General features: G+C 51.9%; 22 protein-coding genes and 2 riboswitches. Of the genes, 18 read left to right on the top strand and 4 right to left on the bottom strand.

Annotated features, from left to right (window positions below; genetic code table 11):
* The first annotated feature begins 59 nt into the window (after positions 1-59).
* The 4 genes from mhqE to C792_RS0112385 all read left to right on the top strand — a co-directional run bounded on the left by mhqE (position 60) and on the right by C792_RS0112385 (position 2,979).
* Positions 60-1,013 carry a ring-cleaving dioxygenase MhqE gene (mhqE, locus tag C792_RS0112400; RefSeq protein WP_017549777.1) on the top strand — a complete coding sequence of 318 codons (954 nt, stop codon included), beginning with the start codon at positions 60-62 and terminating at the stop codon, positions 1,011-1,013.
* Positions 1,014-1,033: 20 nt separating this feature from the next.
* Positions 1,034-1,927, top strand: coding sequence for a VOC family protein (locus tag C792_RS0112395; RefSeq protein ID WP_017549776.1), 894 nt, complete (start codon positions 1,034-1,036; stop codon positions 1,925-1,927).
* A 44-nt stretch (positions 1,928-1,971) separates the two neighbouring features.
* Positions 1,972-2,565, top strand: coding sequence for an alpha/beta hydrolase (locus C792_RS0112390; RefSeq protein WP_017549775.1), 594 nt, complete (start codon positions 1,972-1,974; stop codon positions 2,563-2,565).
* A gap of 63 nt (positions 2,566-2,628) precedes the next feature.
* Positions 2,629-2,979, top strand: coding sequence for a hypothetical protein (locus C792_RS0112385; protein WP_017549774.1), 351 nt, complete (start codon positions 2,629-2,631; stop codon positions 2,977-2,979).
* Positions 2,980-3,104: 125 nt separating this feature from the next.
* Here C792_RS0112385 and C792_RS0112380 read toward each other — a convergent pair whose 3' ends face one another.
* Entirely contained in the window at positions 3,105-3,326 is a 222-nt protein-coding gene (locus tag C792_RS0112380) for a hypothetical protein (protein WP_017549773.1), read from the bottom strand.
* Between the two features lie 105 nt (positions 3,327-3,431).
* A complete protein-coding gene (locus C792_RS0112375) occupies positions 3,432-4,154 on the bottom strand; it encodes an MBL fold metallo-hydrolase (RefSeq protein ID WP_017549772.1) in 723 nt (240 codons plus the stop codon).
* A 136-nt stretch (positions 4,155-4,290) separates the two neighbouring features.
* A riboswitch (SAM riboswitch) is annotated at positions 4,291-4,391 on the top strand.
* Positions 4,392-4,480: 89 nt separating this feature from the next.
* Between C792_RS0112375 and C792_RS0112370 the strand changes: the two genes are divergently transcribed.
* From C792_RS0112370 to C792_RS0112340, 7 genes are all read left to right on the top strand, one after another.
* A complete protein-coding gene (locus C792_RS0112370; protein ID WP_017549771.1) occupies positions 4,481-5,860 on the top strand; it encodes an LLM class flavin-dependent oxidoreductase in 1,380 nt (459 codons plus the stop codon).
* A 16-nt stretch (positions 5,861-5,876) separates the two neighbouring features.
* Entirely contained in the window at positions 5,877-6,326 is a 450-nt protein-coding gene (locus C792_RS15120) for a sodium:solute symporter family transporter (protein ID WP_281166641.1), read from the top strand.
* Positions 6,241-7,374 (top strand): sodium:solute symporter family transporter, encoded by a 1,134-nt coding sequence (locus C792_RS14520; RefSeq protein WP_017549769.1) that lies wholly within the window; start codon positions 6,241-6,243, stop codon positions 7,372-7,374. The genes C792_RS15120 and C792_RS14520 overlap by 86 nt, the downstream gene beginning before the upstream one ends.
* A gap of 205 nt (positions 7,375-7,579) precedes the next feature.
* Positions 7,580-8,740: an N-methyl-L-tryptophan oxidase gene (solA, locus tag C792_RS0112355; RefSeq protein WP_017549767.1), complete on the top strand. Its 1,161-nt coding sequence runs from the start codon at positions 7,580-7,582 to the stop codon at positions 8,738-8,740.
* Positions 8,741-8,839: 99 nt separating this feature from the next.
* On the top strand, positions 8,840-9,694 hold the full coding sequence (locus tag C792_RS0112350; RefSeq protein WP_017549766.1) for a LysR family transcriptional regulator: 855 nt from the start codon (positions 8,840-8,842) through the stop codon (positions 9,692-9,694).
* A 144-nt stretch (positions 9,695-9,838) separates the two neighbouring features.
* Positions 9,839-11,368, top strand: coding sequence for an AbgT family transporter (locus tag C792_RS0112345; RefSeq protein WP_017549765.1), 1,530 nt, complete (start codon positions 9,839-9,841; stop codon positions 11,366-11,368).
* 25 nt (positions 11,369-11,393) lie between these two features.
* Positions 11,394-12,560, top strand: a complete 1,167-nt coding sequence (locus C792_RS0112340; RefSeq protein WP_017549764.1) for a M20 metallopeptidase family protein — start codon at positions 11,394-11,396, stop codon at positions 12,558-12,560.
* Between the two features lie 181 nt (positions 12,561-12,741).
* On the opposite strand, the gene C792_RS0112335 is transcribed toward C792_RS0112340, so the two are convergent.
* The gene (locus C792_RS0112335) at positions 12,742-13,629 is read right to left on the bottom strand and encodes a LysR family transcriptional regulator (RefSeq protein ID WP_245537545.1); all 888 of its coding nucleotides are present in this window, start codon (positions 13,627-13,629) and stop codon (positions 12,742-12,744) included.
* A gap of 165 nt (positions 13,630-13,794) precedes the next feature.
* Between C792_RS0112335 and hpaB the strand changes: the two genes are divergently transcribed.
* The 7 genes from hpaB to C792_RS0112300 are packed head-to-tail and all read left to right on the top strand — an operon-like array spanning position 13,795 to position 20,616.
* The gene (gene hpaB / locus C792_RS0112330; RefSeq protein ID WP_017549762.1) at positions 13,795-15,264 is read left to right on the top strand and encodes a 4-hydroxyphenylacetate 3-monooxygenase, oxygenase component; all 1,470 of its coding nucleotides are present in this window, start codon (positions 13,795-13,797) and stop codon (positions 15,262-15,264) included.
* A gap of 28 nt (positions 15,265-15,292) precedes the next feature.
* Positions 15,293-16,789, top strand: a complete 1,497-nt coding sequence (gene hpaE / locus C792_RS0112325) for a 5-carboxymethyl-2-hydroxymuconate semialdehyde dehydrogenase (protein ID WP_017549761.1) — start codon at positions 15,293-15,295, stop codon at positions 16,787-16,789.
* Between the two features lie 25 nt (positions 16,790-16,814).
* The gene (gene hpaD, locus C792_RS0112320) at positions 16,815-17,795 is read left to right on the top strand and encodes a 3,4-dihydroxyphenylacetate 2,3-dioxygenase (RefSeq protein ID WP_017549760.1); all 981 of its coding nucleotides are present in this window, start codon (positions 16,815-16,817) and stop codon (positions 17,793-17,795) included.
* A gap of 14 nt (positions 17,796-17,809) precedes the next feature.
* Complete coding sequence (gene hpaI / locus C792_RS0112315; protein WP_017549759.1) at positions 17,810-18,718, top strand: 2,4-dihydroxyhept-2-ene-1,7-dioic acid aldolase; 909 nt, start codon at positions 17,810-17,812, stop codon at positions 18,716-18,718.
* Positions 18,719-18,730: 12 nt separating this feature from the next.
* On the top strand, positions 18,731-19,486 hold the full coding sequence (locus tag C792_RS0112310) for a fumarylacetoacetate hydrolase family protein (protein ID WP_017549758.1): 756 nt from the start codon (positions 18,731-18,733) through the stop codon (positions 19,484-19,486).
* Positions 19,483-20,220 (top strand): fumarylacetoacetate hydrolase family protein, encoded by a 738-nt coding sequence (locus tag C792_RS0112305; RefSeq protein ID WP_017549757.1) that lies wholly within the window; start codon positions 19,483-19,485, stop codon positions 20,218-20,220. The genes C792_RS0112310 and C792_RS0112305 overlap by 4 nt, the downstream gene beginning before the upstream one ends.
* 12 nt (positions 20,221-20,232) lie before the next feature.
* Positions 20,233-20,616, top strand: coding sequence for a 5-carboxymethyl-2-hydroxymuconate Delta-isomerase (locus C792_RS0112300; protein WP_017549756.1), 384 nt, complete (start codon positions 20,233-20,235; stop codon positions 20,614-20,616).
* A gap of 31 nt (positions 20,617-20,647) precedes the next feature.
* On the opposite strand, the gene C792_RS0112295 is transcribed toward C792_RS0112300, so the two are convergent.
* Positions 20,648-21,943: a Na+/H+ antiporter NhaC family protein gene (locus tag C792_RS0112295; protein WP_017549755.1), complete on the bottom strand. Its 1,296-nt coding sequence runs from the start codon at positions 21,941-21,943 to the stop codon at positions 20,648-20,650.
* 83 nt (positions 21,944-22,026) lie between these two features.
* Positions 22,027-22,129, bottom strand: a riboswitch (SAM riboswitch).
* Positions 22,130-22,287 lie beyond the last annotated feature (158 nt).

Here is a 22,287-nt window from a genome sequence, read left to right as displayed (position 1 = left end):
AAAAATCATTATCTTGAATTCGAGATAACCGGGCAAGAATTACAAAGGAGTTTTTATCAATGGAAAATGAACTGCTTGGAATCCACCACGTTACAGCAATGACGGACAACGCAATGAGAAACTATGATTTCTTTACAAATGTACTCGGAATGAGACTGGTCAAGAAGACGGTCAACCAGGATGACATCCACACATATCATACATTCTTCGCGGATGATGTGGGCTCGCCCGGTACGGATATGACATTCTTCGACTTTCCGGACAATCCGAAAGGTGCGCCGGGAACGAACTCGATTTCAAGGACGGGTCTCAGAGTGCCGGATGATTCCGCACTTGAATACTACAGAGAACGTTTCGAAGAATTTGGCGTGAAGCATGACGGTATCCAGGAGCTTTTTGGCAAAAAGGTGCTTCCTTTCGAGGAATCTGACGGACAGAGATACCAGCTGTTCTCCGATGAGAACAACGAAGGTGTTGCACCGGGGAAACCCTGGAGGGATGGTCCGGTGCCGGAAGACAAGGCGATATATGGTCTTGGTCCGATCGAGATTACAGTCAGCTATTTCGAGGATTTCCAGAAAGTGCTGACGGATATATTCGGCATGAAACCGGTCATAGAGGAAGAGGATGTGACAGTCTTCAATGTCGGTGAAGGCGGCAACGGCGGCCAGGTCATCCTGAGGAAGGACGAAAGGACTGCCGGCCGCCAGGGTTATGGTCAAGTGCACCACGTATCATTCAGGGTGAAAGACCACGACGCAATCAAGCAGTGGGAAGCGAAGTATGACGAAATCGGCATGGGACATTCCGGCAATGTGGACCGCTTCTACTTCGAAGCCCTCTATACGCGTGTCGGCCACATCCTCATCGAAGTCTCTACAGACGGCCCGGGATTCATGGATGATGAGCCTTATGAAACACTCGGCGAGAGTCTTGCACTGCCGCCGTTCCTTGAGCCGAAACGTGAATATATCGAAGCGGAGATCCGTCCATTCGACACGAAACGCTCATAAAATCTGGGAGGTAGATCAATATGGAAGCAATCAAAAGGATCCACCACATCACGGCAATCGTCGGCGATCCGAATGAAAACCTTAAATTCTATCGTGATGTGCTCGGTCTCAGACTGATCAAGCAGACCGTCAATTTTGATGATCCGGGCGTCTACCACCTGTATTTTGCCGATCGTGATGCAACACCGGGCACGGTCATCACATTCTTCCCATGGCCTAATGACAATTATGGCCGCAAAGGGAGCGGCCAGGTCGGCAGAATCGCCTTCAGAGTGCCAAAAGGCAGCCTGAGTTCCTGGAAAGGGCATCTGGACGGTCACGGCATTGAGACGAAAGTGACCCGGCTCTTTGGCAGTGACACCCTCGAGTTCGATGATGTACACGGTCTAGAGCTCGCCATCGTCGAAGGCAGCGGGGCTTCTGATGCTGATAAGATCCTTGGTTTCCACGGTGCGGTGCTGTTGTCGGGCAACCCGGAAGGGACGAAAGAACTCCTGGCCAAAAAGATGGGACTGAAATCTCTTGATGCCAAAGGACAGAACCAGCACTTTGAAACAGCCGGGGAAGAGCGGCACCGCATCATTACGGCCATCCCGCCGATGACACCGGGCCGCTTTGGCATCAGCACTGTCCATCACATCGCATGGTCCGTGCCGGACCGTGAAACACTTGGATCATGGCAGTCCGCCCTGAGAGGGGAAGGGTTCGTTGTCACAGTGATCAAGGACAGGAACTACTTCGAATCCATATACCTCGGAGAACCCGGCAATGTCGTATTCGAGTTCGCAACGGACGGTCCCGGCTTCACAGCCGACGAAGATATGGAGTCACTCGGCTCGGCATTGAAGCTGCCGGAACAATACGAGCACAGGCGTCGGGAATATGAACGCTCGCTGCCGGAGCTGGAGCTGTAATATATGGACCGTCCTGAATAACCAATGAATGGGGAGTGTGATTAATGGAACATATTTATAAAGAAAAGGAAAAAGGTGCACCGGTATTCGTACTGCTGCATGGCACTGGAGGAACGGAAAATGATCTCATTCCGCTCGCTGAACTGCTGAATCCCGGGTACAACATCCTGGGAATCCGGGGGAATGTGCAGGAAAACGGGATGAACCGCTACTTCAAACGCCATGGTGAAGGTCAGTATGACTGGGAGGATCTTGATTTCCGCGGAGACGAACTTTATGACTTCATCGTCCGGAAATCACGTGAATATGATTTCGAGTTGGAAGATGTCGTATTCGTCGGATTCTCCAACGGTTCGAACATTGCGATACAGATGATGCTCAAGCAGCCTGGAACATTCAGGAAGGCGGCATTGTTCGCACCGCTCTATCCGGCTGATGTAAAAGAAAAGCGGGACTTCAGTGAAACGGACGTATTCCTGTCACTCGGCAAGGGCGACCCGATCGTCCCCGAATCTGAGAGTGAGAGGGTCGTCAGCCTCTTCGAAGGTGGAGGCGCTGATGTGACGACTGCATGGGTGAACGGTCACAGCCTGACACAGGAAGTGGCTCTGGAAGCTAAACATTGGCTGAACAAGTAATATCAGCAGAAAAACCGGTAATAGCAGAGACGCAAAAATTTATATAAAGAGGAGTATATTGATATGATCCAATATTTATTGAATGCCTATGTAGGTAAAAGCATGTTCGACGGCGGGCTCGCCAAAGTAAAGAATGACGGACAGATGGGGGAAGAATTTGAAAGTGAATTCAAGGTGGACAGCAACCAGATGAAGGTTGCGGGATATCTTGAGACGATCGGTTCGGCATTCCTGTTCGTTTCATTCCTGGGCAAGACATTCACAAGGATCGGGACAGTGATGATCAACACTGTACTGGGTGTGGCAATCTTCAAACACTATAAAGCCGGGCACGGTTATGAAGGAAGCAAAAATGCACTTAAATTCTTTGGTCTGAACACATTGAGTTTTGCAGAGACTTTCCGCAGGAAGTAAGCGGAAACCGGCTGGATAGATGTAAATGCGGGGGCTTATTGTCCAAAGGGCATCAGAAACGCAGATAAGCAAGATGATAATATATATGGAAGCGGGGACTGTAAAATCCAGTCCCCGCTTTTTGGTCATTTCGTCTTGAAACTGTACGCCTTCGTCAGTTCATTGTGGATCACGAGTTCATAATTCTCATCTCTGGCAACAGCGCCGCTCACGAGAATATTGATCTCCTCGTTATGGAAATGATGCTGCATCAGCACCATTACGACAATGGCCGCCAGATGCACAGCAAAGACAAGCAATAATGCAAGTTTGACGTTATCGTCCAGAAGTTGACTGATTGGATTCATCGGAAAAATCGCTCCCATTTTTCAGTGAATTAAGTATGGTGATGAGTGTACCATAAGCACCTCTGTTCTCCAAAGTATAGAGGAGTATTGAAGAAATCCATACTGCTAAAGTGCTTCTGCCTCTATCTGTCTGCGCAGAGCATTGGTCTCTTCCCGTGACATTGGCTCGAGGTGGCCGTGAATATATGTGTCATATCCTATCTGATCGACTTCATTGATGTAATGGTGGAAATGCTGCGGATTGTAGCCGCCGTTCAGTTTATAGAAGTCGCCTGTGTCGGCATCACCTGCAAACAGCACTCTGTCTTCCCTGATGAAAGCGACGATGCCGTCATCTGAATGCGGGTTTGTGATAGGGGTTGCTTCCACGGTGACACCGCCCAGGTTGAAGGTGGCACTGCCGTCGAAGACAATGTCCGCCTGCACGACTTTGATCTGTGCGATGTCTCCATATTCAATCTTGATATGGGTATCACAGAATTCACATTCCTCACCGGTACGGAGGCGTTCAGCCATAGCTTCCTCTGTCCATTCCCATTCTGTCAGTGTGCCGAGTATACTGTCTGTCTTGGCATGGGCAACGGTCAGTCCAGGGAACGCGTGCATCGCAAAAGTATGATCCCAGTGCCAATGGGTGATGAGAACAGTCTCAGGGGGAGGGAGAGCGGACGCACTGACTGCTTCAAGCATCGTCTTCAGATGCGCAGGTGAGTTGCCTGCATCAATCAGCATGCTGTAGTCCTCACCGTGGATATATCCGAGGTTCGGCCTGTCACGTTTTTCCTCGAAGGGCAGGATGTGGACATGGGGAGAGATTTGAGAGAGCATATTTTTCACCCCTTTCGTTTATGTACATGGTAACATGCAGAGGATGAAAATATATCTTACTAAATTACTATAAATTAATTGACACATGCACCCGTGATGATATATATTAAGCGGAACAACTTAATATTTCAGAATTTTCTTATCCAGAGAAGCGGAGGGACTGGCCCTTTGAAGCTTCGGCAGCAGACTTTCTAAGAACTGTGCCAATTCCAGTAGCGTATCGCTAGAAGATAGGAGGAGATCGGGGAATATTATAACTCAGCCTTCTTTCTATCCATTGAAAGAGGGCTTTTTTTATCCATGAACTTTTGACGGGAGGATTTATGATGACAAAAAAGAAGATTCACCTTAACGGATTCATCCAGAACTCGCCTTCGCCACATTCGACAGGATTATGGAAACATGACAAGGATAAAGGGAGGGAGCACAACAGGCTGGATTACTGGATAGATGCTGCCGAGACGCTTGAACGCGGGAAATTTGATGCGATGTTCATAGCGGATGTGCTCGGTGCCTACAGTGTCTACGGAGGTACGCACGGGCCGGCTGCGAAACATGCTGTGCAGCTGCCAGCCCACGATCCACTGCTTGTCATTCCGGCAATGGCTGCGGCAACAGCACATCTGGGATTCGCCCCGACGGTGTCAACGACCTATGCACAGCCCTACTCATTGGCCCGTCAATTGTCGACACTCGATCACCTGACGGAAGGGCGTCTGGCATGGAATGTTGTCACTTCATATCTCGATAGTGAGGCGGTGAATCTGGGTCTGACTGAACGTCTGCCCAAAGCGATGCGGTATGACAGGGCGGACGAGTTCCTGAAAGTGGTCTACAGGCTCTGGGAAGAAAGCTGGGATGACGGTGCGGTTTTACATGACAGGGAGCACGATGCGTTTGCCGATCCAGAGAAGGTGCACAGGATCAATCACGAAGGGAGATTTTTCAATGTGCCCGGACCGCATCTTGTCGAACCATCCCCGCAGAGGACGCCGGTCATATTCCAGGCGGGTGCTTCTCCGCGCGGCCGGGATTTCGCCGCGAGGCATGCCGAGGCGGTGTTTACGAAAAACCATTCGCTCGAGGCACTGGCATCCTATACTGAAGATTTGCGGGAACGTGTGGTTGCCCAGGGGAGGAATGCGGATGATGTGAAGGTATTCCCGATGATACTCCCGATAATCGGAGCGACGGAAGAAGCCGCTTACGCCAAATATGAGGAACTTCAGGAAAATGTGAGTTATGAAGGGACGGCGGCACTTCTCTCAGGGCACACCGGCATAGATTTTTCAGGCTACGACCCGGACCAGTATATCGAGGATATTGAGACGGAAGCCGTGCAGGGCAACCTGGATATGTATACAAAAGACCCAGACAGGAAATGGACGCTTCGTGAAGCGGTCAAAAATCATGGTCTCGGCAACGGTACCGTCAAATTCATCGGCACGCCGGAAACGATTGCGGACATGATGGAAGACTGGGCAGTGCGGGGCGGAGCGGACGGTTTTAATATTGCACAAAGCTATTCGCCGGGAACCTTCCGGGAGTTCGTCGATCATGTCGTCCCCGAGCTGCAGGAGCGCGGCATCTACCGGCTGGAATATGAAGGAAAGACTCTCCGTGAAAACATGTTTGGCAGAGGAAGGAATCATATTCCGGACAACCATCCGGCCAGAGCGGGAAGTACGGCTTCAGAATTGACATGACGGAAAGGGGGATCATATGGAACAGATTACGTTATATACATGGATAGGTTTTATCGCGTTTCTTCTGCTGATGCTTGTGGTCGGCTACCTGAGTGCCCGCAGGATGAAAACCATCGCGGATTTTGCCACAGGCGGCGGGAAGCTGGGACCGTATGTACTCGGTTTGTCATTTGCAGCAACCTATCTGAGCGCTGCAACGTTCCTGGGTTACCCGGGATGGTCGTATGAATGGGGGTTTTCAAACCTGTGGCTGTTTATCGCAATAATATTCGGCGGACCGGCCGGTGTCCTGATGGTCGCCAAGAAGATCAGAAAGCTCAATACGACACAGAAATCCATATCCCTTCCCGACTGGCTGGGGGGACTTCTACCAGAGCGATGTGCTGCGTGTCGGCACAGCCCTCATACTGCTGTTCAATATATTCTATATCGCCGCACAGTTCGTCGCCGGTGCCAAGATCTTTGAATATCTTCTCGGCATGTCCTATACCGGCGGGCTCATCTTCATCACCGCAGTCGTTGTCGTATATGTGTTTGCAGGGGGAGCCATTGCGGACATCTACACGGATGCCATCCAGGCGGCCATCATGGCCGTTGCCGGGATTGCCGTCTTCGCCTCCGGTATAGCCATCTTCTGGAAGGGCAGCATCACCGGTACATTTTCGGGGATTTCAGCCAACCTTGCCGGCCAGAATGAAAACCTCATCGCCGTCTTCAATCCGGAGTCACTGCACTTCTATTCCCTCGGTGCGGTGGTTGGCGCCATCACGATCCAATGGGCGTTCGCATCCGCCCCGCACCTGTTCAACAAAGTGCTCGGTCTCAGGAATGAGAAGGACCTGGGGAAAATGATAGCGACCTATGTGGCAGTCGCCACCCTGTGCGTCCTTGTATTGTTCGGCGGGCTCTACAGCAGGGCGGCACTCGGCGATTCCGCAGCTGCTGTCGACCTTGCGCTTATGGATTATATCATATGGGCATTTCCTGCCATTTTCGCAGCCATGTTCGGTGTGGTGATACTCGCAGCGGCAATGTCCACGACAGACGGGATATTCGTGTCCATATCAACCGTATTCGCCAACGACATTTTCCTGAAATTCCTGGTCAGACGGAACATCGTGAAGGTGAGTGATGACAAAGCCCGGAAGATTGCCTTCAGGATCAGCAGGATGACAGTGCCCGTAATCGGACTTCTTGCATTCCTGCTTGTCCTTGAACCGCCGAAGTATATGGGTGATGTCATGTGGGTCGGCATATCCGGCATTGCAGCCGGGACAATGGGGCCGATACTGCAGGCGGTATACGCAAAAAGGAGGGCGCCGGCAAAAGCGGCCGAACTGTCCATGTTCTGCGGCCTGGGGTCATATCTGCTGCTCTACTTCACGGGACTGATACCGAGCACGATGACAGCAGGGGCAGTGGCTACATTCGTCGGCATCGCCACAATCAATATCGCCACGTGGGCCATCCGCCTGGCTGGCGGCAGGGCTCATGCAGAGGAAGGAGGCGTATGATGTTTGTAAACGAAATGCTGACCATATGGCTTTACGGCTCCATATTTTCACTTTTGGCCGTAAGCCTGTCACTCTGGAAGTGGTATTTTAAAGATTGATCCCCCATCTCAAATTGAGATGCCTCCCATCTTGAATGGTAATTTTACATCTCGCGCCCATATGGAGTATGATTTCATTAAACAGATGAAATGGAAGGGGAGATAGCATGAATAACCATTATGAGGTAATTGTTGTCGGTGCAGGGGCGATGGGCATGGCAGCGGGATATTATCTGTCACAAAAGGGTGTCAGGACGCTGATGATCGATGCGTTCGATCCGCCGCATGAGAACGGGAGTCACAGCGGCGATACGCGCATCATCCGCCATGCATGCGGTGAAGGGCCCGAGTACGCACCACTTGGTCTGAGGTCACAGGAGCTTTGGGATGAACTGCAGGGAAAAACATCCGAAACGCTCTTCCGGAAGACGGGCATTCTGACGTTCGGCAAAAAGGGGTCTGAGTTTGTGGAACAGGCTATTGAGTCCGGCCGCAGGTATGAGATGGACATCGAGGCACTGTCAGCGGATGAGATCATGGCACGCTGGCCAGGCATTACACTGCCGGGGAATAATATCGGCTGCTATGAGCCGGCTGCGGGGGTGCTGTTTGCCGGGAACTGCATCCGGGCGTTCCGCCGTCTTGCGCTTGAGAACGGTGCGGAACTCATGACGGATTCACCGGTGACGTCGATTGATGTCAAAGCGGATTCTGTACGCATCACAGCCCGGGACGGCATGTTCACTGCTGACAAACTCATCATCACTGCCGGCGCGTGGAATAAAAAGATCCTTTCCGACCTGAAACTGGATATTGCGATACAGCCGAGCAGACGTGTCATCGGCTGGTTCGACTCAGATGACAGCCTTTATGCATCCGATAAATTCCCCGGGTTCATATGTGATATGCCGGACGGGACATTTTACGGATTCCCGAGCATTGAAGGGGCCGGCCTTAAAGTCGGACGCTTTGATAACGGTGTGGACGGTGCACCGGAATATATGAACCGTGAATTCGGCGCATATGGGGAAGATGAGGCGGATCTCCGATATTTTCTCGGTGAATATATGCCACAGGCGAACGGGAAACTGAATGTCGGAAAGACCTGCATGTTCACCAATACCCCTGATGAAAACTTCGTCATCGATCTGCACCCCGAATATGGCCATGTTGCAATTGCCGCAGGTTTTTCCGGGCATGGCTACAAATTTTCCAGTGTGGTGGGGGAAATTCTGAGTGATCTTGTGACAGAAGGCGAAGCCGGCCGGGACATCTCCTCGTTTTCAGCCGGACGACAGGCTCTGCACCCGGATAACATCGGCATATGACATCCACTGGAAGCAGAGCCTTTCCATTGTGTTCCTGTGAAATATTACTGTATACTGACCTGAACCAAGATGACAGTAGAATCAGGGAGAGGGGATACGATGGAGCTCAAGGACCTTCGGATATTAAAAAGCGTGGCTGCTGAGGGCAGTATCAGCAGGGCGGCCGCAGAACTGAATTTTGTACAATCCTATATTACAACGCGGATGAAGGCACTGGAGGCGGAACTTGATGCAGAGCTGCTTCTGCGTACTGCCCGGGGCACGGTGCTGAGTCCGGACGGTGAAAAACTGCTGAAACATGCTGATGGTATACTTGCCCGCGTCGATGCTCTGCACGAGGACTTTGATGACGGGTCGCAAAAAGGGAGCGTCACAGTGGGGACTGTCGAGACCATCACCAGACTCCCGGAAATATTGACGGCATACCAGCTCTGCAATCCTGAGGTTAACATATCCGTTTATACAGACGTGACAAAAAACATCACCCGCCAGATCATGGACAGGGATATCGACTGTGCGTTTGTTGCTGATTTCACCCATCACCCGAAAATCAACAAGATGGAAATATTGAGGGAGAGATTGGTGCTGATATCGAATGCACCGGAAATTACGGTGGCAGATCTAAAACAGAAACCCATGCTTGTTTTCAAAAAAGGCTGCAGCTACAGGGCGAAGCTGGAGGAATGGCTGCTTGACTCGGGGGTAGAGAAGACGCAAGTGAAGGAATTCGGAACGATGGAAACGATACTCGGCAGTGTAAGGGCAGGACTCGGCATAAGCCTGGTGCCGGAAGCGAGCGTTTCTGAACTCATTGAGACAGGCGCGCTCTACAGTTATGATATTCCCAGGCACTACAATGATATCTCGACGGATTTCATCTGGCCCAGAGATTCCGGGAAGCGGGGAATGCTGGACGGATTTGCTGAGACGGTACGAAAATTTAAAGAGGCCTGAACAGGCCCATAGTCTCCTTTTATACCGGATGTGTGTAAGGGGGGATTTTTTTATTGTCAGTTTAGAAATATACCTTGTGCTTTTCCGGGCAATTTGGAATAATGGTCTAATAATTAGAAAATTGTAACAAAGAGGAAGGTGCACATGGAAAACAAAAGTGAAAAGAAAGGGATATTCAATCGCTTTCTTGATGTCATTGAGCGGGTGGGTAATAAACTGCCTGATCCGATCGTACTTTTCATCATCCTGATGTTCACGATACTCGGGGCGTCTTTCATCGGCGGCATGATGAAATGGGAGGCGGTCAACCCGGCGGATGATGAAACCATCCAGGCGGTGAACCTGCTCAATGGTGAAGGGATTGTACGTATCTTTACCGAGGCGATCACGAACTTCAGCGAATTCCCGCCCCTCGGCATGGTGCTGGTCGTGATGATCGGTATCGGCATCGCCGAGAAATCGGGATACTTTGAAACGGCTATGAAACGCGCCATAGAAGTGTCTCCGCAGAAGCTCATACTGCCTGCCATCATCCTGGTCGGCATCATCGGCAATGTAGCGGGTGATGCAGCACCGATCATACTGCCGCCGCTTGCGGCGATGGTTGTGATGAAGCTCGGCTATCATCCATTCGTAGGACTGGTCATGGCGTACGCCGCCTCTCTTGGGGCATTCGCCGCGAATGTGGTTCCGGGGATGACAGAGGCGCTGGCGATAGCATTTACCGAGCCGGCTGCCCAGCTGATCGACCCGGAATACTCCGGCAACATATTGATGAACTACTATTTCACAGCAGTGGCTACATTCTTCCTGCTCTTCATCGTCTACTTCGTGACGAAAAAGATTACGATACCGAGGCTTGGTACATATGAAGGTGAAACTGCGGTCGACCAGGAGCCGTTGAAAAAGGAGGAAATCACGGCTCTCAGATGGGCCAACATCTCCGCCGTCCTGACCTTCCTTGTCTTCATGGTATTCCTTATTCCGGAGAATGCGATTTTCCGGAATCCTGAAACGGGATCGATAATACAGGACTCCCCGTTCATGAATTCAATCATTTTCGTACTGACGATACTCTTTTTCGTTCCCGGACTCGTCTATGGTCTGAAAGTGGGGACCATCAAGACGACAAGGGATTTCGGCAGCATGCTGGGTGATGCGATGGGCACGATGGGAAGCTATGTTGTCCTTGTGTTCTTCGCAGCCCAGATGCTGGCCTATTTCAACTGGAGCAACCTCGGTCCGATCATAGCCATAAAAGGTGCGAACGTACTTGAAGCTGTCAATGCCTCGGGGATCCCGCTGATCATCGGTTTCATACTGCTGGCCGGTCTCATCAACCTGCTGATCGGCAGTGCGTCGGCAAAATGGGCGATACTGGCACCGGTCTTCGTGCCGATGTTCATGCTGCTTGGCTACGACCCTGCATTTACGCAGATGCTCTACCGCATAGGTGATTCATTCACGAACCCGATTACTCCGATGCTGCCTTACCTGCCGTTGCTGCTTGCGTTTGCGCAACGTTATGACAAGAATGCGGGGCTGGGTACACTGCTGTCGACGCTGCTCCCATATTCGATCGTGCTCTTCTTTGCGTGGACAATCCTGCTTATCGTATGGTATCTGCTCGGCATACCGCTCGGTGTTGAGGGGCCGGTCCACCTGCCGGGATAAAATGATTTTTGGAGGCCTGTTATAAATGAATATAGATCAACAGATAGATAATGTGATGTCTGACGTTTTCGAATGGAGGAGGACGCTGCACAGGCATCCCGAGCTTTCATTCGAAGAGCATTGGACGAGTCGATATATCGAAGATGCGCTTGCGGGGATGGATGGCATTGAAATCAGCCGTCCGACACCGACCAGTGTACTCGGCATCATCAAAGGGGCGCATCCGGGCAAAAAGATCGGTCTCCGTGCGGATATCGATGCGCTTCCTGTAGAGGAAGAGCGGACGGATATTGATTTCGTATCGGAGGTTCCCGGTAAGATGCATGCATGCGGGCATGACGGGCACACGGCGATACTGCTGGGTGCCGCGAAGATCCTGTCCGGTAATGCAGGCAGGCTGCATGGTGAAGTCTACCTTATATTCCAGCATGCCGAAGAGCTGATTCCCGGTGGTGCACAGGAGATGGTCGCAACAGGGCTGTTCGATGATCTGGATTTCATATACGGACAGCACTTGTTCACACCGGTGCCCGTGGGGAAAATCGGCATCACCAACGGGCCGGTCACTTCCAATTCGGACGGTTTCGAAATTATCATCCAGGGCAGCGGCGGCCATGCCTCCCAGCCTGAACTGACAGTCGATCCGGTCAATATCGGCGTGCAGATCATCAGCCAGTTCCAGGCAATCGTATCCCGCATCACATCGCCGCTCGATTCTGTCGTCATCTCGACCACGAATTTCCATGCCGGGAGCGCAAAGAATATCATTCCGGATACAGCAGAGCTGTCGGGCAGTGTCCGGACGATCAATGATGATACACGGCTGCTCGTCCGGGAAAAAATGGAGAAAGCTGTGAAAAATATCTGTGAAATGTACGGTGCGACATATGATTTCAACTTCCAGTTTGGTTATGCTGCCGTCGTGAATGATGCCGGGATGACGGATAAGGTGAGGCAGATCGCGACAGAGAGGTTCGGTGACAAAGTATTTGAATTTCCGCTCGTCATGGGCGGGGAGGACTTCTCGTCGTTCTCAAGGCTAGTACCTTCGACCTATGCAATGATCGGGGTGAGAAACCCCGGGAAGGACATGGAATACCCGCACCACCACCCGAAGTTCGGCATGGACGAGGACGGTTTCATCGATGGTGTGAAGATGATGGTGTACGTTGCGCTTGAAATGGCGAAATGACATAGACATACCCCTTTCTGCACGATGGATTGTGGAAAGGGGTTTTCTGTAAAGATGCCTATATCATACATGCAACATATAGGGAAGGATCAGGCGAGAGAGAAGATGAAATAGCATTTCCGGACAAGCCGGATAATCTGGCATATCAGCCCTTTTCCCGGGTGCGGGGGAAGCGGCTTTTTTATGGTTTTGATTCTGTATTGCCACCCAGCATGCCGATGAACCGTTCAGCGCTTTTCGGAAGATAACGATCCTTGAGCCATATGATGGCCGATTCTGATACGAGTGTCCTGTCTGCAATATCCAGGGCCTTTATGCCCGTCAGGTTGTTTTTATGAAGTGTGGCTTCGGGGATGATGGATGCGCCGACCTCCTCTGACACCATTTCCAGGATCATATCGACGTCGGGGCAGACTGCTGCGACGTTCGGGGTCACCTGTTCTTCCCGAAAACGATCCATGATGATTTCATACTGTCCTTCACCGCTGATCCGGCGGAGGAGGAGCAGCGGAAGTATCCCGAGATCTTCTATTGCAATGGTGTCTCCATATACGCCTGCCCAAGCCTCAGGTATGATGGCCGTATATTTCTCATCCGGCAGCGGAATGCTGTTGAAATCCTCCATCTCAAGCGGCAGTCTGACGACGGCGAAATCGATTGTGCGCTGTTTCAGCTGTTCGGCAAGCTGGAATGAATCGCCCTCCCTGAGTTCGAAAGTGACGCCGGGATACTCTTCGCGGAACGCCTTCATCTTCGGGGGAATGAGTGCAAATGAGGATTTCACACAACCGGCCGACAGCATGCCTTTTATGCCTGAGCCCGTTTCTCTGACTTCAGCCAGCGTTTCGTCCATGTATTCGAAGAAGTGCTGTGTCCTTTCATAGAGCACTCTGCCTGCTTCAGTCAGTTCCATCCGGCGGCCGCTGCGCTCGAAGAGCGTCACGCCGATTTCAGTTTCGAGCAGCTGCAGACTATGGCTGAGCGGTGGCTGTGACATGTGCAGTTTCTTTGACGCGCGCGTAATCTGCCGTTCGTCCGCGATTGTGCGGAAGTGGCGAATCTGTCTCATATCCATAGTGTCACCTGTCTTTCAAATAATACATACATGAAATGTTGGTTTTTGATATATTATATATATTTATAATATATAAGCATTCATGCTAGGATACAAGTATAGGTTTCAATATTTTTTTGGACACTTATGTAAGCGTTTTCAAACAAAGGGGAGATGACAATGCCGGCGAAGAACGGCCAGCAATATATCGAGAATCTGAGGAAAGCGGATAATAATGTCTATATCCACGGCAGGCGTGTGGATGATGTCACTACTCATCCATCATTCGAAGGTGCGGTGGCATCGATGGCGAAGCTGTATGATATGCAGCATGAAAATCCCGGAAAGATGCTCTACACTTCGCCGTCCACAGGGGATAAGGTCGGCAAGACATTCATGGTGCCGGAAACTGTGGATCAGTTGATTGAACGGCGCGAAGCGATGATGGAATGGCAGAGTTTCACAAAGGGAATGATGGGCCGGGCACCGGATTATTTGAATTCGGAAGTCATGACGATGGCAAAGGCGTATGATTTCTATGGCCGGGGTGATCATCCCGAATTTGCGGAAAATGCCCGTAAATATGCGGAATTTGCGAGGGAAAATGATATCAGCCTCACACATACGCTCATCCATCCGCAGGTGAACCGGGCAAAAATACAGGCGGAGCAGAAGGATGCCAATGTGGCACTGCATGTAGTGGAGAAGAATGATGATGGAGTGGTTGTCACCGGTATCCGGCTGCTTGCCACACAGGCGGGGATAACGGATGAGATATTCGTCTTCCCATCGACCGTGATGAAGGCGGGGGAGAAGGATGATCCATATTCCCTGGCATTTGCGTTACCGAATAACACACAGGGGCTCAAATATTTGAGCCGCGAATCATTCGAGGGGAAGAATGCATACGATCACCCGGCAGCTTCGAGGTTCGAGGAAGGTGATGCAGTCGTCTCCTTCGATAATGTGCTGGTTCCCTGGGACCGTGTGTTCATCCTTGAGGATTCCACATTGTGCAACCAGGCATTTCAGGAAACGAATGCAGTGACGCATATGGCGCACCAGGTCGTGGCAAAAGATATTGCCAAGACCGAATTCCTGCTCGGGGTTACATTGAAGCTCATGGATTCGATCGGTATCGACGGATTCCAGCATGTGAAGGACAAGGGGACGGAGATCATGCTGACACTTGAGAACATGAAATCGCACCTTTATCGGGCGGAACATAATGCAAGGCTCGATAAGTGGGGGATGATGACACCGGATTTCGCGGCCTTGAATGCCGCCCGGAACTGGTTCCCGCGCGTATATCCGAGAATGGCTGAGATTCTGAGGGTGCTCGGGGCATCCGGACTGATGGGAATACCGACATATGATGATTTTGCGGATGATGAGATCGGCCCCATACTGAACCGTGCCATGCAGAGCAAGAACATGGAAGGGTTTGAACGGGTGCAGCTGTTCCGCCTGGCATGGGATATGACGCTCAGTTCATTCGGCTCGCGCCAGACGCATTATGAATATTATTTCTTCGGCGATCCTGTGAAGATGGGCATGGCCTATTTCGATCAGTATGACAAGGAACCTCTCAAAAATGAAGTGGATGATTTCCTGAAAAGCATGAACGTCAAAAGACCGAATTTCAATTGATGTATGAATAAGGAAAGGAAGTGGTGATGTGGCGGATCAGCATGAAACACTCGCTGCCAGCCTGTCCGATGTAAGGCTGTATATCGATGGGCGGTTCACTGATGCGGAAGGAAATGCAACGTTTGATAATATCAGCCCCTATACGAACGAAACGATGAACAGCATAGCGGCCGGACAGCCGTCTGACATCGATCGGGCGGCAAAAGCCGCCAAGGCGGCTTTCCTGGGCAAATGGGGGAAGATGAAGCTGCAGGAGCGCCTGGGATATGTCTACAGGATCGGAGACCTGATTGAACAGTACACGGATGAGCTGTCGGAACTCGAGGCGCTGGATACGGGACTGCCGATCAGCCAGACCAGAAAACAGGTCTCGAGATCCGCGAACAATTTCAGGTTTTACGCAGATACCGTGAAGAGCCAGATGTATGGTGAAGCTTATCAGGTGGACGATGAATTCATAAACTATACTGTGCACTCCCCGGTAGGGGTTGCAGGGCTCATCACGCCGTGGAATGCCCCGTTCATGCTCGAGACATGGAAGATTGCACCGGCGCTTGCCACCGGTAACACAGTGGTGCTGAAGCCGGCAGAATGGTCGCCGCTCACAGCAAACCGCATGGCGGAAATAATAGATATGGCGGGGCTGCCGGACGGGGTATTCAACGTGGTCCACGGCATCGGTGAAGTGGCTGGCGATGCGCTGGTGAAACATCCGGATGTGGAACTCATTTCATTCACAGGCGAAACGACGACAGGCTCTGAAATCATGAGGAATGGGGCAGATGCACTGAAACGCTTTTCGATGGAACTCGGCGGGAAATCTCCGATGATCGTCTTTGACGATGCGGACCTGGACCGGGCGCTGGACGCTGCGACATGGGGGATATTCTCCTTCAATGGTGAGCGTTGCACGGCGAACTCGAGGCTTTATCTGCACGAGGATATCGCCGGGGATTTCATAATGAAGCTGCAGCGGCGTGTGATGAACATTAAAGTGGGTGACCCGCTTGATGATGCCACACAGGTTGGTCCTCTGATACGGACGGAGCACTTCGAACGGGTGAAGTCATATATCGAACTCGCCAAAGAGGAGGGGTGTGAAGTCATAAGCGGTGAGGTGCCAAAGGCGTTTGCACGCGGCAACTATGTGCCGCCGACCATGCTGCTCGGTGCGGAAAACTCGATGCGCGTGGTGCAGGAGGAAATTTTCGGCCCGGTGATTGCTGTGATGACATTCAAAGACGAGGATGAAGTGATAGAGCAGGCGAATGATGTGCGCTACGGACTCGCCGGATATGTATGGACGAATGACATCAAACGCGGACACCGGGTGGCACAGGCTGTCGACTCCGGCATGCTCTGGGTCAATGCACAGAACGTACGCGACCTCAGGACGCCGTTCGGCGGCTCCAAGCATAGCGGGATCGGACGAGAAGGGGGCTTCTATGCGTTCGAATTCTACACCGAGATAAAGGTCATACATGTCGCCGTCGGGGACCATCACATACCGCAGTTCGGCAGGTAGTTCTCTTTTAGGGAGGGGGAAATTCATGAATTTTGATATTAAACGCACAGGACGGGTGATCCTGCATGTCACGGATCTCGGGGCGTCCCGGAAGTTCTATGATTCACTCGGCTTCATAGAGACGGAATCGGATGATGAAAACATCTTCTACCGGGCGATAGAGGATCATAACCACCATTGCCTGTGGCTCAAAAAGAAACCGGAGGCAGCGGTCGAAGTCATCAGTTACCGGATGAACGGGGAAGAGGACCTCGACAGGATTGCAGAGTTCTTCAAAGGAAAAGGCAAAGCGGTCAAATGGATGGAGAAGGGGGTGCAAAAGGGTATCGGCAGGGCGCTCCGTGTCAATGATGTGTCTGGTATTCCGACTGAATATTATGTGGAAATGGACAAAGCGGAACGGATGCTTCAGCGTTTCGATCTCCATGTCGGCGGCAAAGTGCAGCGCATCGATCACTTCAACATCGCAGTGCCCGATGTCCAAAAGGCATACGATTACTATACCGGGGGACTCGGCTTCAGGTGCGCTGAGTATACGACGACCCGGGACAGGGATGTATGGGCAGCCTGGCTGCACCGCAAGCCGGGCGTCCACGATGCTGCCTTCATGAACAGTGCGGGGCCCAGGCTGCACCATATCGGCTTCTGGCTGAAGGATCCGATGGGGATCATCGACTGCTGCGATTATCTTGCGGCGAAAGGCTATGCCGGTTCGATAGAACGGGGACCGGGACGCCACGGGCTTTCCAATGCCTTCTTTCTGTATCTGAGGGATCCGGACGGTCACCGCATTGAACTGTACAACGGGGACTACTATACAGGGGACTCCGATTTCGAACCGATTGAATGGGATCTCGACAATCCGCAGCGCCAGACATTCTGGGGACACGCGGCACCGCCGTGCTGGTTCGAAGAGGCGTCGGATTTCCTGGATGTGCACACAGGGGAGAAAATCCCGCTTGAGGAGCCGCTGCTGGAAAAGAAGAAGCCGGATACAATCATCTGAAGGGGGCATGAAGCGTGGTAAAAGGTTACGAAAAGGTGAAGGAGAAACTCAGGGGATCGATCTGTCCCGTCATCACCCCGTTCAAGGAGAATGGGGACATTGATTTTGACGGGCAGGCCGGACTGATTGAATATCAGCTTGACAATGGAACACACTGCATTTCTGTCACGGGGACCTCGGGGGAGCCGAGTTCACTGACAACGAAGGAGCGGGTGCAGATTATGGAACATGCCATGAAGACCATCGCAGGCCGGGTGCCGTTCGCACCAGGGACAGGTTCAGTGAACCATGACGAGACCATGTACCTGACAAAAAAGGCCGAAGAGATGGGGGCGGATGCAGCGATGGTCATCGTCCCCTACTACAACAAGCCCAACCAGGATGCACTGTACGACCATTTCAAAACTGTGGCGGATGCAGTCGCTATTCCCATCATCATCTATAACATACCCGGGCGTACGGCTCTCAATATGACGGCCGGGACGATGGCGAGACTGTCCCGGGACTGCCCGAACATCGTCGGAGTCAAAGAGTCGAATAAAGATTTTGAACATGTGAACAGGGTGATGCTTAACTGTGGGAGGGATTTCCTGCTGTACAGCGGCATAGAACTGCTATGCTATCCGATGCTCGCAATCGGCGGTGCCGGATCCATCAGTGCGACGGCAAACGTCGAGCCCCGGAAGGTGGCCGAAATGCATGATGCCTGGGAGCGGGGCGACCGGGATCGTGCACTCGATTTGCACTACGAACTGATGAACCTTAATGATGTCCTGTTCAAGGACACGAATCCGGCACCGGTCAAGGCGGCACTCGGCATGATGGGAAAGATCGAACCGGTTCTCAGGAAACCGATGGGGATGCCGTCATCAAAACTCCAGGAAGAAATCAGGGAAACGCTGAGGACCTATGGCAAGTTATAGGAGGGATGGTCCATGGTCAGAGTAAAGTACAGGCTGCAGGGGAAACGCATGATGGAGACAGCCGATACAGCGGAGGAAAATCCAGAGCTTTTGTATGACGTTCCGATCAGCGGCACGGTATACGGGGCTGCACTCAATTACCGGGCAGTCTATGATGCCCTGGCACCGGAGATGCACAAGCATCCGTACAGGGAACCGCCGAAAGCGCCGGTGCTCTTCATCAAGCCCGTCAACACTCATGTTGCCCACAGGGGGTTCATTCCCATGCCGAAGGAGCGCCGGTCTGTAACGATCGGGGCATCACTCGGCATAGTGATAGGCCGCACGGCGACGCGGGTCGATGCTGAAGGGGCGCTGGATTACGTGGAAGGCTACACGATTGTAAATGATGTGAGCATTCCGCATGAGAGTGTCTACCGGCCGGCCTATAAGGAGAAGGCGCGGGACGGGTTCTGTCCGATCGGACCCTTTGTTGTGGAGCAATCAGAGGTAGCCGATCCGAACAATCTGGATATCAGGGTGTATATCAATGATGTGCTGAGGCAGGAGAATAATACTTCAAATCTTGTGCGTACTGTGGAGCAGCTCATCATGGATGTCACGGAATTCATGACACTTTACGAAGGGGATGTGCTGCTTGCCGGTTCACCGGAAATGATGCCGCAGGCGGGCAATGGGGATGTCGTGAAAATTGACATCAGCGGCATCGGCAGGCTGACCAATGAAGTGAAGGATGAAAATGAGGTTTCGGGAGGTGAGGGCCTTTGAAGCGTGCAAGGGTGGTCTACCAGGGCAGGGTCCATGATGCTGCACCCGCCGGTTCCGGCCTGACGCTCGGGGACGGACGCAATGTGACGGAGCAGGAGGTGGAATGGCTGCCTCCTGTGATGCCGGAGACCGTTTTCACACTCGGCCTCAATTATGCAGACCATGCCTCGGAGCTGTCTTTCAAAGATGTGCCGGAGGAACCGCTGGTATTTCTGAAAGGACCGAATACTTTCGTCGGTCACAGGGGTGCAACGCCCCGCCCGGACAATGTCGGGTTCATGCATTACGAGTGTGAACTTGCAGTCGTCATCGGCCGGTCAGCCAAAAATGTGAAGGCGGGGGATGCCTATTCTTATGTGGCAGGGTACACGGTCGCCAATGACTATGCGGTCAGGGACTATCTGGAGAACTACTACCGTCCGAACCTGAGAGTCAAGAACCGTGATGCATCGACACCGATCGGTCCGTGGCTCGTGGACCGGGATGACGTGGAAGATCCGATGGACCTGAGGCTCACGACAAAGATTAACGGGGAGACTGTGCAGGATGGGTCGACTGCGGACATGATTTTCTCTATCCCTGTCCTCATCGAGTATCTGAGTGGTTTCATGACGCTCAATAAAGGGGATATCATACTGACGGGGACACCGAAAGGCTCAGTGGATGTCAAAACCGGTGATGAAGTCATTACGGAAGTGGAACATATCGGGGCCCTCGTGAACACAATCATATAGGGGAGGTCTTGGATGCCGCATCTGTATGTCGAATACACGGATAACATCAAAAAGGAAGCGGATATTGCCGGTCTTCTGGAAAAGGTGAATCAGACACTGCTCGGTCACAGCGACATCATACCGGCCGGCGGACTCAGGACACGGGCGATCGAGCTCAGCGATTATATTGTCGCGGACGGCACTGAGGATGATGCTTTCGTCCATGTCACTTTGAAGCTTGCACCCGGCCGGTCCGACGAAGAGAAGAAAGTGGTATGCGACAATCTGTTCCAGACGATAAAGGGACACTTTGTGCATATTTTCGAATCGAGGTATATCGCGTTGTCCATGGAACTGTATGAGTTCCAAAATGAGACGTACAAGCACAATAATATCCATACGAGATATGAGAACTAAAAAATCACTCCACTTCAGTGGAGTGATTTTTCTATGCCTTCAGTTTTTTCGGGAAGCCGGCGAGTATCGCGACGATGCCGCAGATGAGAAGCATGGCCGGATAGATTGAATAAGGGACGATCGTGACCGGTGAAATCGCTGCGATGCCCGCCGCTGCAAGCAGCTGTCCGCCGTACGGGATCAGCCCCTGGAACGCTGCTGCAAAAATGTCGAGCAGACTTGCAGATTTCCTCCGGTCAACGCCGTATTCATCCGCAATCTCCTTGGCGAGAGGGCCTGTGATGATGATTGAAATCGTGTTGTTGGCAGTGCTGACATCCGTCGCGCCGACCAGCGAGGCGATACCGAATTCAGCACCTCTTCTGGAGCGTATACGGCTCGTGATGAAATGGAGCAGATAGTCGATTCCCCCATAATGCTGAATGAGCCCGATCATGCCGCCGATCAATATGGCGATGATGGAGATCTCCATCATGCCTGCCATGCCTTCCCCGGCAGCACCGGCAAATGACGTGAAATTATACGAACCGTCCATGAAGCCGATGATGCCGGCAAGCACCGTCCCGCCGACGAGGACAGTCAGTACATTGACACCGCAGAGGGCTATGATGAGGACCGCCAGGTAGGGGATGACTTTAATCAGGTCATATTCCATCCCTTCCCCGACGTTTGTCGAGATTCCAGTCGATATGAAATAAAGGATGACGGCTGTTGCGATGGCGCCCGGGAGTATGATGAAGAAGTTCACTTTGAACTTGTCTGCCATCTTCACTTCCTGGGATTGTGTCGCGACAATCGTCGTATCGGAAATGACAGACAGGTTATCACCGAACATGGCGCCGCCTATGACCGTGGCCAGCGCAAGTGCCAGACCAATTTCAGTCTGGTCTGAGATTCCGACTGCAATCGGCGCAAGAGCGACGACTGTGCCCGTGGAAGTCCCCATGGATATGGAGATGAAGCAGCAGATGATGAACAGGCCGACTAGCAGCAGGCTGCCCGGCAGCAGTGTCAGCCCGAGATTGACAGTGGAGTCCACAGCCCCCATGCCCTCGGCGACTTTTGAAAACGCACCTGCGAGAAGGAAGATGAGCACCATGAGCATGATATTTTCCTTGCCGGCCCCTCTTGTGATGATGCCGATCTTTTCATTCAGACGTTCCCTGGGTTTGATGAGCAGCGCCGCGATGATTGCTATGACGAGTGCCACAGGGATCGGCATGGCTGTAAAATCCCCTGTAATGATGCCTGTGCCGATGAACAGCAGTACAAAGACCAGCAGCGGCATCAGGGCGAGCGGGTTTCCTTTGGATTGTTCAGGTTTCATGACAATGCTCCTCTTTATGAATGATCTTCAAGACGATAAAAAAGCCTCTCCAGATATGGAAGAGGCCACAAAAACTGTATCTCTTCTCATCTTTACAGCCGTTTTGGCTGCTGGAATTGGCACTGGCTCACATGAGCTGTTGCCGAGGCTTCAAAGGGCCAGTCCCTCCACCTCTCTTGATAAGATCAATGTTCATTTAGTTCATTCACTTTAACGTGTGAAACCATCTGTGTCAATAGGGATTCGAGAAACGTTACCCATATGCTATGATTTCATATGACAAAACCGGGAAGACACAGAATTATCTGATGTTTGACAAGCGATTCACATATGAGTAGAATAGT

This window comes from Salinicoccus carnicancri Crm, from assembly GCF_000330705.1.
Taxonomy (GTDB): Bacteria; Bacillota; Bacilli; order Staphylococcales; family Salinicoccaceae; genus Salinicoccus; species Salinicoccus carnicancri.
Note: the sequence above shows the minus strand (reverse complement) of the source record. Positions and strands in the feature narration are given on the sequence as shown.

Excerpts from the sequence above, each read along its gene's own strand:
- mhqE (WP_017549777.1), top strand. The coding sequence starts at position 60 with ATGGAAAATGAACTGCTTGGAATCCACCACGTTACAGCAATGACGGAC.
- C792_RS0112395 (WP_017549776.1), top strand. The coding sequence starts at position 1,034 with ATGGAAGCAATCAAAAGGATCCACCACATCACGGCAATCGTCGGCGAT.
- C792_RS0112390 (WP_017549775.1), top strand. The coding sequence starts at position 1,972 with ATGGAACATATTTATAAAGAAAAGGAAAAAGGTGCACCGGTATTCGTA.
- C792_RS0112385 (WP_017549774.1), top strand. The coding sequence starts at position 2,629 with ATGATCCAATATTTATTGAATGCCTATGTAGGTAAAAGCATGTTCGAC.
- C792_RS0112380 (WP_017549773.1), bottom strand. The coding sequence starts at position 3,326 with ATGAATCCAATCAGTCAACTTCTGGACGATAACGTCAAACTTGCATTA.
- C792_RS0112375 (WP_017549772.1), bottom strand. The coding sequence starts at position 4,154 with ATGCTCTCTCAAATCTCTCCCCATGTCCACATCCTGCCCTTCGAGGAA.
- C792_RS0112370 (WP_017549771.1), top strand. The coding sequence starts at position 4,481 with ATGACAAAAAAGAAGATTCACCTTAACGGATTCATCCAGAACTCGCCT.
- C792_RS15120 (WP_281166641.1), top strand. The coding sequence starts at position 5,877 with ATGGAACAGATTACGTTATATACATGGATAGGTTTTATCGCGTTTCTT.
- solA (WP_017549767.1), top strand. The coding sequence starts at position 7,580 with ATGAATAACCATTATGAGGTAATTGTTGTCGGTGCAGGGGCGATGGGC.
- C792_RS0112350 (WP_017549766.1), top strand. The coding sequence starts at position 8,840 with ATGGAGCTCAAGGACCTTCGGATATTAAAAAGCGTGGCTGCTGAGGGC.
- C792_RS0112345 (WP_017549765.1), top strand. The coding sequence starts at position 9,839 with ATGGAAAACAAAAGTGAAAAGAAAGGGATATTCAATCGCTTTCTTGAT.
- C792_RS0112340 (WP_017549764.1), top strand. The coding sequence starts at position 11,394 with ATGAATATAGATCAACAGATAGATAATGTGATGTCTGACGTTTTCGAA.
- C792_RS0112335 (WP_245537545.1), bottom strand. The coding sequence starts at position 13,629 with ATGAGACAGATTCGCCACTTCCGCACAATCGCGGACGAACGGCAGATT.
- hpaB (WP_017549762.1), top strand. The coding sequence starts at position 13,795 with ATGCCGGCGAAGAACGGCCAGCAATATATCGAGAATCTGAGGAAAGCG.
- hpaD (WP_017549760.1), top strand. The coding sequence starts at position 16,815 with ATGAATTTTGATATTAAACGCACAGGACGGGTGATCCTGCATGTCACG.
- C792_RS0112310 (WP_017549758.1), top strand. The coding sequence starts at position 18,731 with ATGGTCAGAGTAAAGTACAGGCTGCAGGGGAAACGCATGATGGAGACA.
- C792_RS0112300 (WP_017549756.1), top strand. The coding sequence starts at position 20,233 with ATGCCGCATCTGTATGTCGAATACACGGATAACATCAAAAAGGAAGCG.
- C792_RS0112295 (WP_017549755.1), bottom strand. The coding sequence starts at position 21,943 with ATGAAACCTGAACAATCCAAAGGAAACCCGCTCGCCCTGATGCCGCTG.